The organism is uncultured Campylobacter sp., from assembly GCF_937981295.1.
In the GTDB taxonomy this organism is placed as follows: domain Bacteria; phylum Campylobacterota; class Campylobacteria; order Campylobacterales; family Campylobacteraceae; genus Campylobacter_B.
Genome location: NZ_CALJPC010000044.1, coordinates 1 through 12,841, shown reverse-complemented (window position 1 = coordinate 12,841; position 12,841 = coordinate 1). Strand labels below are relative to the sequence as shown.

General features: G+C 45.8%; 16 protein-coding genes. 12 read left to right on the top strand and 4 right to left on the bottom strand.

Features of this window, described 5'->3' with window-relative positions; all coding sequences use genetic code 11:
• Positions 1 to 724, bottom strand: a 724-nt coding sequence (locus Q0135_RS03450) for a LexA family transcriptional regulator (protein ID WP_297988258.1), incomplete at its 3' end; no start/stop codon positions are given.
• A gap of 153 nt (positions 725 to 877) precedes the next feature.
• Between Q0135_RS03450 and Q0135_RS03445 the strand changes: the two genes are divergently transcribed.
• From Q0135_RS03445 to Q0135_RS03390, 12 genes are all read left to right on the top strand, one after another.
• Positions 878 to 1,648: a helix-turn-helix domain-containing protein gene (locus Q0135_RS03445; RefSeq protein WP_297964732.1), complete on the top strand. Its 771-nt coding sequence runs from the start codon at positions 878 to 880 to the stop codon at positions 1,646 to 1,648.
• A gap of 2 nt (positions 1,649 to 1,650) precedes the next feature.
• Positions 1,651 to 1,926, top strand: a complete 276-nt coding sequence (locus Q0135_RS03440; protein WP_297964733.1) for a hypothetical protein — start codon at positions 1,651 to 1,653, stop codon at positions 1,924 to 1,926.
• Positions 1,927 to 2,045: 119 nt separating this feature from the next.
• Positions 2,046 to 2,429 carry a hypothetical protein gene (locus Q0135_RS03435; RefSeq protein WP_297988255.1) on the top strand — a complete coding sequence of 128 codons (384 nt, stop codon included), beginning with the start codon at positions 2,046 to 2,048 and terminating at the stop codon, positions 2,427 to 2,429.
• 1 nt (position 2,430) lies between these two features.
• The gene (locus tag Q0135_RS03430) at positions 2,431 to 5,361 is read left to right on the top strand and encodes a phage/plasmid primase, P4 family (RefSeq protein WP_297988253.1); all 2,931 of its coding nucleotides are present in this window, start codon (positions 2,431 to 2,433) and stop codon (positions 5,359 to 5,361) included.
• A gap of 399 nt (positions 5,362 to 5,760) precedes the next feature.
• Positions 5,761 to 6,339, top strand: coding sequence for a hypothetical protein (locus Q0135_RS03425; RefSeq protein WP_297988251.1), 579 nt, complete (start codon positions 5,761 to 5,763; stop codon positions 6,337 to 6,339).
• Positions 6,340 to 6,504: 165 nt separating this feature from the next.
• Positions 6,505 to 6,912, top strand: coding sequence for a hypothetical protein (locus tag Q0135_RS03420; protein ID WP_297988249.1), 408 nt, complete (start codon positions 6,505 to 6,507; stop codon positions 6,910 to 6,912).
• Positions 6,909 to 7,073, top strand: a complete 165-nt coding sequence (locus Q0135_RS03415; protein ID WP_297921128.1) for a hypothetical protein — start codon at positions 6,909 to 6,911, stop codon at positions 7,071 to 7,073. Before Q0135_RS03420 ends, Q0135_RS03415 begins: the two co-directional genes overlap by 4 nt.
• Complete coding sequence (locus tag Q0135_RS03410) at positions 7,070 to 7,426, top strand: hypothetical protein (RefSeq protein ID WP_297964213.1); 357 nt, start codon at positions 7,070 to 7,072, stop codon at positions 7,424 to 7,426. The genes Q0135_RS03415 and Q0135_RS03410 overlap by 4 nt, the downstream gene beginning before the upstream one ends.
• Positions 7,423 to 7,710: a hypothetical protein gene (locus Q0135_RS03405; RefSeq protein WP_297988246.1), complete on the top strand. Its 288-nt coding sequence runs from the start codon at positions 7,423 to 7,425 to the stop codon at positions 7,708 to 7,710. Before Q0135_RS03410 ends, Q0135_RS03405 begins: the two co-directional genes overlap by 4 nt.
• A gap of 561 nt (positions 7,711 to 8,271) precedes the next feature.
• On the top strand, positions 8,272 to 8,964 hold the full coding sequence (locus tag Q0135_RS03400; RefSeq protein WP_297988243.1) for a helix-turn-helix transcriptional regulator: 693 nt from the start codon (positions 8,272 to 8,274) through the stop codon (positions 8,962 to 8,964).
• A gap of 148 nt (positions 8,965 to 9,112) precedes the next feature.
• Positions 9,113 to 9,967: a hypothetical protein gene (locus tag Q0135_RS03395; RefSeq protein WP_297988241.1), complete on the top strand. Its 855-nt coding sequence runs from the start codon at positions 9,113 to 9,115 to the stop codon at positions 9,965 to 9,967.
• Complete coding sequence (locus tag Q0135_RS03390; protein ID WP_297962957.1) at positions 9,964 to 10,323, top strand: hypothetical protein; 360 nt, start codon at positions 9,964 to 9,966, stop codon at positions 10,321 to 10,323. The genes Q0135_RS03395 and Q0135_RS03390 overlap by 4 nt, the downstream gene beginning before the upstream one ends.
• A gap of 40 nt (positions 10,324 to 10,363) precedes the next feature.
• Here the strand turns inward: Q0135_RS03390 and Q0135_RS03385 are convergent, their stop codons facing one another.
• The 3 genes from Q0135_RS03385 to Q0135_RS03375 all read right to left on the bottom strand — a co-directional run.
• Positions 10,364 to 11,566 (bottom strand): tyrosine-type recombinase/integrase, encoded by a 1,203-nt coding sequence (locus tag Q0135_RS03385; RefSeq protein ID WP_297988239.1) that lies wholly within the window; start codon positions 11,564 to 11,566, stop codon positions 10,364 to 10,366.
• Between the two features lie 425 nt (positions 11,567 to 11,991).
• Entirely contained in the window at positions 11,992 to 12,273 is a 282-nt protein-coding gene (locus Q0135_RS03380; RefSeq protein WP_297988237.1) for a Mur ligase domain-containing protein, read from the bottom strand.
• On the bottom strand, positions 12,270 to 12,841 hold a 572-nt coding region (locus Q0135_RS03375; RefSeq protein ID WP_297988234.1), incomplete at its 5' end, for a cyanophycin synthetase. The genes Q0135_RS03375 and Q0135_RS03380, both read right to left, overlap by 4 nt.

Sequence of the window (12,841 nt, the reverse complement as noted above, 5' to 3'; positions counted from 1 at the left end):
GCTTCAAATTTTTAATCTCATCATCTTTTAACACGATGTCTTGATAAAAATCGCTAAGCGAAGTAAGTTTGATGCTCTTATGCACGCTATCGCGCAGAAACTTTTTTATAAAAGTATCCTCGCCGACCTCCGCTATAACGACATCCCCGCTCATTATCTCCTTTTGCCTATCGACGAATATAATATCGCCGTTTTGGACGAAAGGCTCCATGCTATCGCCGAATATCCTTATCATATCGTATCCGTATTTGGCTGCCGTGATACCGAATACCGCCCTTAAAAATTCGGCGCTAACGCTTAGCGGCTCAAAGCTTTCGTCGCTGTTTTGGCTACCGTATCCCGCGCTAGCAGTAACGTTTTCAAAATATCTTAGCGGGATCTCTCCGCTCTGGCTTCTTATAGCCTCTAGGTCGATATCCGCCCCCTTAACTTCTCGTATATTTCCATCGAGTTTAACGTCCGCGTTCTCTTTGTTGTGTTTGCCGCCGTCCCACCATCTCCTAAGAGCTTTTGTGCTCCCTAGCCCCTCGCCTTTCATTATCCAATCCAAGGATAGTTTTTCGCTATTACTTATGTCTTGTAACCTTGATGTAGGTATAGACTTTCTCGTCTTCCAACCGTCTAATGTTTTATAAGGAATACCTAAAACTTCGGCTAGCTCGGTATCATTTTTTACTCCGAAATGGAATCTCAATCTCCCTAAAATCTCGTTTATTTCATTCATATTTTTTCCTTCTGCGGAAATTTCCTACTAATACCTTGATTTTCAAGGAAAAACGAGGTATAATTCCTTTACGATTTTTTTTTAAATGTTATGCAAATTATACCATAATTTTTGAAAGGCGTTAAAAGAAAATTTACAAAAAGGGCATCTGCGATGAGCGAAGTGGACCAAATTTTAGCAAAAGCGTGCTTCTTTGCCAGCGTTAAAACCGATACGGAGCTTAGCGAGTTTTTGCGGATTCCGTATAAGGCATTGACGGGTTGGAAAACTAGAGGGCATATCCCCGAAAAAAGGATCACACAGATAGCACTAGCCCTCGGCATACGCCCAGATGCGCTACTCGTTTCAGGCGATAAGGATAGAGAAATGACGGTGCGAGAGGAGCTAGATAGACTAAAGTCTCGTTTGAAAATAAAAACCGACCGACAGCTGGCTGTAGCATTAAGCACAACAGAAGCATCTATAGATAAATGGATAAGCAAAAAAGCCGTCCCGCAAAAATGGCAGAGGATAATAGCGCTGCTCTTTCCAGAACCGCAAACTGATTTTTTTGAAGAACACGCCTTTAAAGCCGAAGAGGAAGCAAGAAAAAAGATGGCGTTTGCTTTAAGCGAAGACGATGGGATTTCTACTGAAAAAGAACTACCCGTAGAGGTAGTTAGATATTGGCTAGAAGCGGAGCTTTGCGAGTATAAAAGGCTCGATGCCCTAATTGCCAAGCTTGAGTTTGATCTGGCGCAGGCTAGTCGCGATATGGAGAGATCTGAGCGTAAAATTAATTTGGCTCGCTCAGTTTTGAACTCTCGCGATCCCGACGCAGAAATATCGGATAAAGAGCTAAAAGTCGGGCTTATACGGGCTTTTAGTCCTCAAAGCGTCTCCGATCCTATCGAAAAAATTCTCGCTTTATTACGTAAGGATTGATTATGTCAAAACACTACGTCCTGCTTAGCACCCTTAGCACCCCGGCGCAAAGAGCCGAGGCAGTGAGGCTCGATAACTCCCTCAAGCTCGGAGAGTTTTGCGAGCTGCTTCACACTTCGCGCCACCTCTACAACCGGGCGAAAGATGGACAATACCCCTTTCTACTCGAATGGGCGTATGCGCTTAAAGAAAATTTGCACGTCAATATCGATTGGCTCAAAAGCGGCGTCGGTCCGATCTATGAGATCGAATTTACCGAGGATATGAAAATTTTATAGGGGGCGGATATGTTAGAGGCTTTTTTCGAAATGGGCTTTGTAGATTGGGCGGTAGCCCTACTTTGCCTTGCCCTTTTAGAGCTTATCGGATACGCGCTTTACAAAGAGGGCGGCGGGCTATGAGAGAGTTTATGTCTCTGGAGTCCGCTTGCGCCACCTACGAAACCCCGCGCAAGGCCCTGCAAAACCTATCCTATTTCGACCGAAGGACCGGGCGCGACGATAGGTTTTATAGACAAGACGGGCATCTATACGTGAGACAAAACTACAAATGTCCTCATTTTGACGACATCGCAGAGCTTTATTACAGAGCCTTAGAGTGTGCCGATAGCGAAAAGGAGATAGCCAAATTTATATCTCGCCGCACTGGCAAAAACATCAATGCGGTTTATTTTTATTTCAGAAATTTCAAGTTCAAAAACCCGGACTTTGCTCGTGTCGTAGCAAAGCTTCTAGGGATTTTTATAAGACAAAACAATCTATTCGCGGAAGTGGGATATTAACATGGAGAATAATATATTTCAAACGATAAGAGAGACGATCGACAAAGAGCAGTTTAGGGATTATATAAGCTCAAAATACGGCATAGAGTTTAAGGGCCGCACGGCTAACGGCTTCTGCCCTTTTCACGATCACGACCACGACACGCCGAGCCTCGGCGTCGCAAACGGCAAGAGCGGCGGAGCTTTCTTCCACTGCTTCGCTTGCGGAGCTAGCGGCGATATCGTGAGATTTACGGAGATGAAAGAGAGCATCCCTCCGCTTGATGCCGCCGCTGCTGTGTGCGAATACTTCGGCATTCCGCACAATATCAAAAAGGGCGAACTCAGCGAGGAGCAAAAGGCGCAGATCGAGGCTAGAGCAAAGCTTTTACAAGAGCAAAACGAAGCCCGCGCAAAAGCGGACGCCGCCAAGAGGGCCACCGCCGAAAAAAGGATGCGAGCTCGCATTGCGTCCATCGCGCCGGAGCTTGTCTCAAATTTTGAGGCCATAAGACCGACGCTCATAGAAAACGGGCTGCGCGGAATTTTCGTAAACTATGAAGCCCCTACCTTTCTGACCTATTCCAAGGACGCGATAGGATATTCGCACGAGCATCAAAGCATAGCGATCATCATTCGCGACGAGCGAGGCATGCCGTTAAATATCAAATACCGAGAAAAATTTGCTTGGGATGCCAAGGCTCGCGCCGTAAGCTCCGAGCGTATGAGCGGCAAATGGATAGGCGAGAGCGGAGCCGCAGCGGCGCCGTTTCCGATTAGATATTTTTTAGATAACCCGGACGATCGCGTCATCATCTGCGAGGGCGAAAAAGACGCCTTGAATTTGATGAGCTTCAACGTAAACGCCCTAACTTTGGGCGGCGCGGGGAGCAGATGGGACGAGTATCTGGAGTTGCTGCGCGGCAAAGATGTTTATATCTGGTTTGACCACGACGAGGCGGGATATGAAAACGCGATCAAAAGGTATTACGAAATCAAGCCTGTAGCGCGAAGCACCCATATCGTGCTATTTTATATGCTCGAAAAAGACCTGAATAAAAAATATGACATCAGCGATTGGCTCTACAACCATACCTCAAAGATCACAAATGACAATATGTTTGATCTGCTAGCGTTTAGCTGCTTCGAGCCTACCAATGTCGTGATCGATGAGATTTGCGATTATTTTCCGAATTTGCGCGAGAAGCTGGCGCCCTTCCGACGCGGCAAGATCGTGCACTATTTCGATGAAATTTTTGACGAGTTTTTGCTAACCGATAAGGACGGCAACTGCGTCAATATATTCACCGTCAGGGGCGAGTTGGACGAACCCTACATCAATACTATCCTAAAAAACGCCAAGGCGCTCAAGAAATCAGATAGCGATACCTACGAAAGGATCAAGAGAGCTTTTTTCGACGGCGCGCTCATAGGCGAGATCGCCCAAAAAGATTGGGATAAGTATAGCGCGACGTTTGATAAGCTACTTCAGATCAACAAGACCGTGCTTACGAATTACCACCAAACCCACATCGTGGATATGGTAGAGAGCTTCCTCGCTTCGGTAGAGAAGCTAGGCTATCCTTTCGCGCAATACAAGGGAGAGCTGTATTTCTGGACGAAAACGCACTACGCTAGGGTCGATCTGCGCGTGTTAAATCACTTCCTGCAAGAGTATTGGATGCCGAGGGCTTGCGTGGACGTGAAGAAAAAGAGCGTGGATAACTCCACGAAGATCATTGAAAATTTGCTTAACAAGGCTCACCCGCTCGATACGATCAAACGCGACGAGCAAAGGCGAGTTATAAATTTAACCAACGGCACGATCTTTATCTCGAAGTATGGAAACATCACCTTTAAATCGCGCCACGAAAAGGGTGACGGCGCACTTAATATCTTGGATTTTGCATACGACAAAAACGCTACCTGCCCGAAATGGAATAGATTTCTACGCCAAATTTTAGCGGACAAGGACGACATCAAGACCTTGATGGAGTTTATCGGATACTGTTTCTTGCCGAGCCACGAATTCGAAAGCTTTCTGTTTTTATACGGCAAAAGCGGTGCGAACGGCAAGAGCGTTATCCTAGATACTATTCGCAACTTTTTCGGCGAAGACAACGTCTCAAGCCTCCAGCTTCAGCAGTTCGAGGGGCACCAGCTTTACGGACTTTCAAACAAACTCATTAACATTGGAACTGAGATTGATAAGAATGGCACCGACAAGGGCCAGCTTGCAAACCTAAAAGCCCTCGTATCCACGAAGGACCAAATTATGATAAACCCAAAAAATGAGAAGCCTTTTAACCTTTTGCCGAATGAAAAGCCCAAACTCGCCTTTTCGGGAAACGCCAAGCCTAAACAGGGCGTGGATAACGCAACGCTTCGCCGAATGGTGCTTATTAGCTTCGATAAGGAGATCAAAGACGGGCAAAAGATTAGAGGGCTTAGCGACCGCTTTAACGACGAGATGGCGGGGATTTTCAACCTTGCTCTTTCCGGGCTTATGCGCCTCGTAAAGCAGGGTAAATTTACCCACTCCAAGCGAATGCTGAGCGAGCTTGAGGAATATAGGGACGACGTCAATCCTATGCGGGCTTTCGTAAGAGATGCCGTCATCCCCGATGAAAATTACTTCATTCCTAATAAATACCTGTATATCCTCTACAAAACATATATCGAGGACAAGGGCGGCACCCCGCAGAAAGAGAAAAATTTTTATGCAAATTTTATCGACGAATGCACGATAAACAATATCAAGGTTACACGCGGAAGAAGACGAATGCCATATCCTTTGGCGGGACTAAGCGGCGATAGGCCTCATTGCGTATTTGGGATCCGGGCGAATGAAAATTTGGATTTTAACAAAATCAACGTGGACGGCAGTTTTATAGAAATCGGCGCCCTAAGCGAATATCAAATCGGAGGGGCAAGAAGCGATGATGAAGAATAACCTTGTCCCACGATACGGGCTTTTGTCCCTCTATCGTCCCACTATTTTGATTCGATGTCGGGACGGCGAAACTGCGCTAAAATCGGCTCTAGGGGCTCATTGTCCCAGTGTCCCACCATTTTCGCTTATATATTCATATATTTTTATTACTGAATTTAAACTTAATCTGCCTTTGATTTTTAAATTTTTTTCTACCGATTATATAGGGAAAATGATGGGACAGAAAGAAACCTTAAGGAAGCAAACAACGCTTTTTAGGTTATTGACCTTTGTCCCACGATTTGCAATCTTAAAGGGACAGCCACGCCGCAAACGTCCACTATACGGGATTTTGAGCGGGTCAGCATTTTTTTGCGATAGTGGGACAGCTGGGACAGAAGCGAAAGAGAGGGCGCGAGAGTGGAAACTATGAACGAGATACAACAAAAAGCCTTTGACATCTATATCCAAAGCGCGAACCTAGAGAATGATTTCACCCCTATATCGGAGCGGGCTTTAGCTAAAAAGCTTCACGATATGGGGTTGAAAAGCTCTATGAGCGCGATAGGCAGATGGAAAAAGAAATTCGGCTGGGTGCAGGCCCTGCAAAACAAAGTTACCTTGGCTATGAGCGAGGATAAACCCGTAAGAGATATGCTTCGCAACTCCAGCCTCAAGGCGGTCGTGGAAAACACCAAAGTGGATATCGAAAGAAACGACGTGCTTATGGCTAGCTCATATCAATTTTTTGAGAGCGAGGCGCGGGAAATTTTAGAGAAAAAACGAAACGGAGAGATCATTTCAAGAGAGGAGAGAGAGACGATGAAATTTATAGCTACGCTTAGCACTACTCGCAAGGATAAGATGCTGGATCGTATGGCGCTTATGCCGCGCGACGCCGTGAGCGCCGATGAAATTTTATCGCGATTTAGCGCGATTTCGTTGGAGGTGGAAGATGACGCGATCGATATTGAGCCATCTGAAGCAGGTGATGGTTAGCGCGGGCTTTGCGATCCTGATGATCGCCATATACGCATTAGCGCAAAATTTATTTTAAGGAGAGAGATATGGAAAATTTAGAACTTGCATTATGGATCATCGTGATTTTAGGAGGCGTCCTTACGGCAACCGCCGGCATCGCAGCTTTGGTTTTAAGGAAAAGCCATGAGTAACACTATGTATATACCGCGGATTTATATCTGCTCGCCATATACGGCTGTGGCTAGTAGGCGCGAAGCAAGACGTATAGCGATCAGGGCGATGGAGGAAGCCGACGGGTTTTTTGACAGCAAGGGGCTAGCCGTAGAACTCTTTTCGCCCGTGCTCGCAAACTCGGTGCAGTATGCGGATAGAAGCTACGACGAGATTATGAAAATTTGCTTTATGCAGATCGACACGTGCGGGGAAATTTTTATCCCTAGCGCCAAAACCTGCGATTTGTCTTTGATAGCCGGCTCAAAAGGCATAGGGCTAGAGATCGAATACGCGACCGCGAGAGGGTATAAAATCCACAACTATGAGTCTTTGCGCAGGGAAAAATTTCATCAAAATTTAAAAGGAGAGAAAAAATGAGTAGCCCCGACCGAGAAAAAGAGCGCGAGCTTTTGCGCAAGATAGACGGACCTGCAGAAAAGCGCGACAAAAAAAGTGCGCTCGCAGAACAAATCCACAGACGACTGCTTGAGCTAAATTTAAAGCAGTTGAGGAAAATTTTAAAAAGGATCGAAAAATGAATGAAATCTTGTTATTAATATACTTGGCAGATCTGTCGGATAAAATGTATCCGCTATTGTTGGGTAGCTTCTGCGTCCTTTTAGCAGGCATAATGTTGTGGTTTGGCGGCATTCAATTCAACGACGATACGAGCGCGCGAATGGTAAAAACCGCGAGGTGCATTATTAAAATATCGATAGTCGTCGCGGTTTTTGCTTTTCTATACCCGTCCAAAAACACCCTTTATATCGCCGCTAGCGCAAAAACAGGGCAGATAGGGATAGAAAAATTGCAAGGTAGCAATACTTTAGAAAAGGCCATCAAGCTACTGAATAAAAAGCTAGATGAAGCTTTAGCGGAGGAAAAGAAATGACAGAATATCAAAAACCAAAAGAAGCGTCGTCCGCGCTCGGGCGTTTTGAAAACAGCGGCATCGTAGCTGGAGTCGCTGCCGAAAATCAAAGGCTGCTGACGCAAAAAGAGGCGTCGGTTATGCTAGGATATTCACAAAACAGCAATATTTTGGCTCAAATGCGAATGCCGAAAAATAAGGGCAAATGGGAGTTTACCCCGCGCTTCATAATTTTTAACGGCGAAATTCGCTATCCCCTTGATTGGCTCAATGAGGACATTAAAAAGCTAAAAGAGGGGTGCTAGCTCTTGCCACAAGCAGGGTGGGATATTGGTGCGAGCGTTAAAAGACCATAAGCGGACAGGGTTTGTGCGTTTTACGGCAGCATCGCTCGGTATAGTCGAAGTAAGGACAGGCGCAATGTATTACTTTCTCGCCTCGGACGGTTACTTTAACCTCGTTTTTATATCCTCCGTAGGCGCACTCTACCAAAGGGCAATTTCTAGAAAAAATCTCAGCAGAGAGATCCTTAATCCTTTGCGGCAGTATAAATTTAACTGCAAACAAATAACCTCCGCAAGCGCCGAGACAAAAAGCCGCGATTTCGGAGCCGAAAATGTTTTTTAAAATATCTAAAAATTCCATACGGAATTATATCTAAATTTAAGGAGAAAAGGTGCTTTGGATCTTTTATTTTTTAATGGGTTTTGGCATGGGAACAATCGTTACGGAAGGCTATCTCGGATATAGGCGTATGAAAAAGAAGGATAAGCGTTCGTGATATTTATTGAGCCTATAAGGCGGGCAAAAGCGCTTAAGGCTTATTTTGATATAATCAACTAAATCAAATAAACAAAGGAATAATGATGACCAGCAAGAAGTTTATTCAAGTTTGCAAAAAATATGCAAAAGGAAATTATAAATGGTTGCACCCCGACAACTTAAAAGCAATAACGCCTTTTTATCAAAACTTTAAAAAGTTTTGTATAGATAATCTATGCAACGAGGATGACGAGGATAGCATATATGATTGGCTTTCGCAAAACGAGCACAATCCAAATTTAATGATAAACGACCCAAATTCTAGACTTATAGGATACGACCCGAGAGACGGGCATAAGATACTTGTTTTAGGGAAATATAAAGACCTAATTTTCCCAAAAACACAAATAAAAAGAGGAAACGAAAAAGAGCTTATTCTTGAAATTAATGAAGAGCTAAAAAAAGAGGGGGAATATGACGTTTTCTTTCATGAGGGGGGCAATCATCTAGAATTTAAAGACAAAAAAGGTAATGATTTATACGTCATAGAATGGCATTTCGATCCGAATTATAAGGAGGAAAATATCGTTAAAAAAGTTTGCGCCGAGCTAGGTATCACCCAAAGGGAGTTGGCGGAGATTATCAAGGTAAATTCGGGCACGCCCGCGCAATGGGTAACCAAGGGCGAAGTGCCGCCGACCTATCAATATCTTTTAGAACTTATGATAGAAAACAAAAACTTAAAGGAGAAAATCGCTAAACTAACTGCTTTTAAGGAACTGCTAGATGAAATTTAGAGAGACAGAAATTCTGTCGCTCTGATTGTAAATAAACTTTTTTTGAAAAAATATTATTTACAATAATAAAATGCTTGACTTCTACTATTTAAAATAGTATAATCCCATCAAAATATGATTTTAAATCATTTTTGAAAGGATTTCTACTATGAACTCACTTTTTAAGAACGATAGCCCCCATGCTGAAATTTTAAATTTCCAAACATTCTCTACCGAGTATGTCGCGGAGCGTTACAGTGTTTCTACGACTGCCATCAGAGAGCATAAGCGACTGCACGCGGACGAAATAGTCCAGGATATCCATTTCGTCATCGAGATAAACAAATTTCGCAAGCCTGTCATCAAATGGACGCTCCGCGGCATTATCAAGCTCGGGATGTTTATCCGCAGCGAAAAGGCTAAGGGCTTTAGGTTATGGGCGGAGCAGGAGCTCGAAAAGACTATCTTAAAGCAGGTGCGGGCTTTCGCTGAAGCTCGCGAGCATAATCTACGGCTAGAAGGTGAAATCTCCTCCCTTAAATCAGATGCCGAGATTGAAGCTAAGAAGCACGGCAAGAAGCTTGCTTACTATAAAGGCGAGATCACTAAGGCTAAAAATGCGCTAGCCTCATATCGCGCTAAGATCACCTCTCGCGCGGGCTTTCCCACTCGCATAAACAGCGCCGAGCTATCGGCGCTTAATAAGGAGCTAACGGACGTAAAACACGAAGCGATCTCTAATATGTCCGAGGTCTTTCGCCTAAGAGGAGAGATAGAGGATCTAGCGGGCGAGCTAGCCTTAGCTAACGGAACCATAGCCTCTCAAAAAGAATATATCGCCCGTCTTAGCTCTGCCGTGGTGCAAGCAAGCATCGAGCAAGCGCAGGCCCCTATAGCTATGCGGCATGAGCTTGAGCTTTTGCAATCGGATCTTGCCTGCTTGCAAAACAAGCTTTCCGCCGCTATGTCGAAGTTAAAAGAGCAAAGCGAAGGAAATAAACTTTATCTAAAGGACGAGCGATGAAAAGCATAGGCGGACGGGTTTTTCCTAGCGAGGAAGTAGAGATGCTTAGCAAGAAGCAAGAAGCGCAGCTACGAGAATTAGAGCTCTCTTTTAAAGAGGTCTATGGCAGAAATTTCGATATGGATAAGGTTTTAGATAAACTTTTATATCTTGATGCTCTCTACCCGGGCTATGCGAAAGAGCACTTCAATCCTTTAGGACTGCTTGAAATTTACGGCAGATATTTTAAAAAGAATAGCCCTTGCAAAAGACGCAAGCGCGCCCGTCGTAAAAATAAAGCTAAAAGAGGCGTCATCATCATAAACGGCGGCAATATCCAGATAGGTAACGGCAACGTGCAGAATAACGGGAGGTAGAAGGTAAGGTGGAGCGGCTACAAACCTGATCGCGGACGGCTTAAATTACCAAGCCGTCCAAATAATCCGCCCACCACTGCATAAGTCCTCGCATTTGTGATAAATTTTCCGCCCTATTATATGCGGCACGCACCGAGTTGGCGTCTTTGTGTGCGAGACACTTTTCTATTATGGCCTCGGAGTAGCCGTGAATATGTGTGTTTTCGTTACAAATCGTGCTAAAGCTTGAGCGAAACCCATGAAAAACGATCTCGTCTTTAGTATAGCCCATACGCCTAAGCGCAACGTTTAGGGTATTTTCGCTCATATACTTAGTTTTGCTGAAATTATTAAAAAACAGATAATCGCTAGCCGGCGCAAATTTACGATACTCAAGCAGTAAGGCTTTGACCTGCCTAGAGATCGGAAGATTAAAATTTCTGCGCTCCTGCTTCATCTTGCTAGCGTCTATACTCCAAAGCCCCTTATCGAAATCAAACTCGCTCCACTGCGCCGCGCGGATATTAAACGATCTTGCCGCAGTATAAAGACCGAGCTTCAGCGCTACTTTAGTTTTATACTCTCCACCATATTCGCTTATAGCAAGCATTAATGCGCGCAGATCGTTATCCTTCGTCAAGCTCGGGTAATTTTGCTTCTTTTCAGCCTTGAAAGTATATTTGAAATCGATGTCAGACATGATATTGTGCGGAGCCTTGCCGTTAGCCACCGCATATCTCCATAGCTGCGCGCAAAACTGAAACAGTTTTTTGACGACACTTAGGTGGCCGCCATCCTCTACTTTTCGCAAAATTTCAATTATCTCTGTGGCACAAATGCCAGAAATATCTCTTTTACCAAGATACGGAAAAAGATATTTCTGCGCGTTTCTTATTTGAATTTGAGTAGTCACTTCTTTGATGATTTTACTTTTCTTATCTATCCACTCCATCGCAAGCCGTTCAAAATTTCGGCTCGCATCGTCATTTTTAGCGACTATTGGATCAATGCCATCTTTTACCAAACGCAAAAACTCTGTTTTTAACTCCCTTGCTTTAGCTAAGGTTAAAAGCGGATAATTTCCCAAGGCCATGCGGCGCATCTTTAATGTGAGCGGGCTCTTATACTCAAGCGCAAAAAATTTACGACCCGCGGGCTCAATAAATATAAACAAATTTTGCCCATCAGATTTTTTATAAATTTTATCTTTAGGCTTGAGGGCCTTAATGGCGGCATCGCTTAATGGAGGATTAATTTTCGGCATACGCTCTCCTTAACCACCCGCAAAACCCCTAAAAATCAAGCAAAGATTTTTTACGGATATAACTTTTACGGATAAGGTTTTGTCCGTATAATTATCCGTAAAAATCCCTTAAAAGAAAAGAAAATCAAAGAAAACAAAAGAAATAAAAAGAAAATCATTTAATATGAAAAAAATTTTGTTATTGTCTTGTGTTATAATGCTTGTGTCTATATCAACTTTCTCACAACGAAGACTTAACCGTTATGGACTATATGTCGACTCCGAAAGTACTTTCGGAGTAAGTGTCTCTTCGGGTCTTAGTTACTATTTCGGAGACGTCGAAAGGAGTTGGATGTTTTCAAAGTATTCGGGAACACAGACCAATTTCTATCTACAGGCTGGTTTATCGTACTCTTTCTGGCCTTATGCCAGGTTGAAAGCTAATATCATTTATGCCAAACTGTCGGGGGCTCGGTCCCCCCCCGCTCCCCCTGAATCAGCCCGCTCCGGGCGGACTCCAGGTCGGAGACGATGGCTCCGACGGCGCCCAGAGCGCCAGCGGAGCCCAGGTGGGCATGGCCGTCGGTGCGTTCGCCGTGGACGGCGACGAACAGGGCACCTTCGGTGGCCAGGCGGGAGTCGGTGACGACGGGGCCGGTGACGGGGGCGTCCGGGCCGATGAGTCTGCCGCCGACGGCGGCTGCGATCTGACTCAGGCTGAGGTTCATCCCCGTCCCCATTTCTCCTCGACGGCCTCAGCCATGACGGGGGCATCGTTGTAGCGGATGAACTCCCCGGCCATCTCTAGGAAGGGCTCGTGGCCCTTGCCGGTGACGATGACCGTGTCGTCGGATCCGCACAGCTCGACGCCCCGGCGCACGGCGTCGCCGCGCCAGGTGGTGACCTCCTCGACATCCTCCAGGTCCGGGCGCACGGTGCGTACCCCGTCCAGGATGGCGTTGCGGATGAACTGGGGGTCCTCGCTGCGGGGGTTCTCGTCGGTGATCACCAGGACGTCGGCCAGGCGGGCGCACACCTCCCCCAGCATGGGTCGTTTGCCCTGGTCGCGGTCGCCGTCGGAGCCGAAGACCACGATGAGGCGGCCCGGGGTGATGGGACGCACGGCCTTGAGGGCCAGATCCATGGCCTCGGGGGTGTGCGCGAAGTCGACGATGCACAGGCCGCGTCGACCGTCGCGCTGGCTGATGCGCTGCATGCGCCCCGGGATGTTGTGGGCCCCGGCCAGGGCGGCGGTGGCCGTGGCGGCGGGGACGCCCGCTCGGATGGCCATGACCA

What these genes read in the sequence shown, in the direction of transcription:
- Q0135_RS03405 (WP_297988246.1), top strand. Translation starts at nt 7,423, where the DNA reads ATGACAGAATATCAAAAACCAAAAGAAGCGTCGTCCGCGCTCGGGCGT.
- Q0135_RS03385 (WP_297988239.1), bottom strand. Translation starts at nt 11,566, where the DNA reads ATGCCGAAAATTAATCCTCCATTAAGCGATGCCGCCATTAAGGCCCTC.
- Q0135_RS03390 (WP_297962957.1), top strand. Translation starts at nt 9,964, where the DNA reads ATGAAAAGCATAGGCGGACGGGTTTTTCCTAGCGAGGAAGTAGAGATG.
- Q0135_RS03410 (WP_297964213.1), top strand. Translation starts at nt 7,070, where the DNA reads ATGAATGAAATCTTGTTATTAATATACTTGGCAGATCTGTCGGATAAA.
- Q0135_RS03440 (WP_297964733.1), top strand. Translation starts at nt 1,651, where the DNA reads ATGTCAAAACACTACGTCCTGCTTAGCACCCTTAGCACCCCGGCGCAA.
- Q0135_RS03415 (WP_297921128.1), top strand. Translation starts at nt 6,909, where the DNA reads ATGAGTAGCCCCGACCGAGAAAAAGAGCGCGAGCTTTTGCGCAAGATA.
- Q0135_RS03395 (WP_297988241.1), top strand. Translation starts at nt 9,113, where the DNA reads ATGAACTCACTTTTTAAGAACGATAGCCCCCATGCTGAAATTTTAAAT.
- Q0135_RS03400 (WP_297988243.1), top strand. Translation starts at nt 8,272, where the DNA reads ATGACCAGCAAGAAGTTTATTCAAGTTTGCAAAAAATATGCAAAAGGA.
- Q0135_RS03380 (WP_297988237.1), bottom strand. Translation starts at nt 12,273, where the DNA reads ATGAACCTCAGCCTGAGTCAGATCGCAGCCGCCGTCGGCGGCAGACTC.
- Q0135_RS03435 (WP_297988255.1), top strand. Translation starts at nt 2,046, where the DNA reads ATGAGAGAGTTTATGTCTCTGGAGTCCGCTTGCGCCACCTACGAAACC.
- Q0135_RS03430 (WP_297988253.1), top strand. Translation starts at nt 2,431, where the DNA reads ATGGAGAATAATATATTTCAAACGATAAGAGAGACGATCGACAAAGAG.
- Q0135_RS03445 (WP_297964732.1), top strand. Translation starts at nt 878, where the DNA reads ATGAGCGAAGTGGACCAAATTTTAGCAAAAGCGTGCTTCTTTGCCAGC.
- Q0135_RS03420 (WP_297988249.1), top strand. Translation starts at nt 6,505, where the DNA reads ATGAGTAACACTATGTATATACCGCGGATTTATATCTGCTCGCCATAT.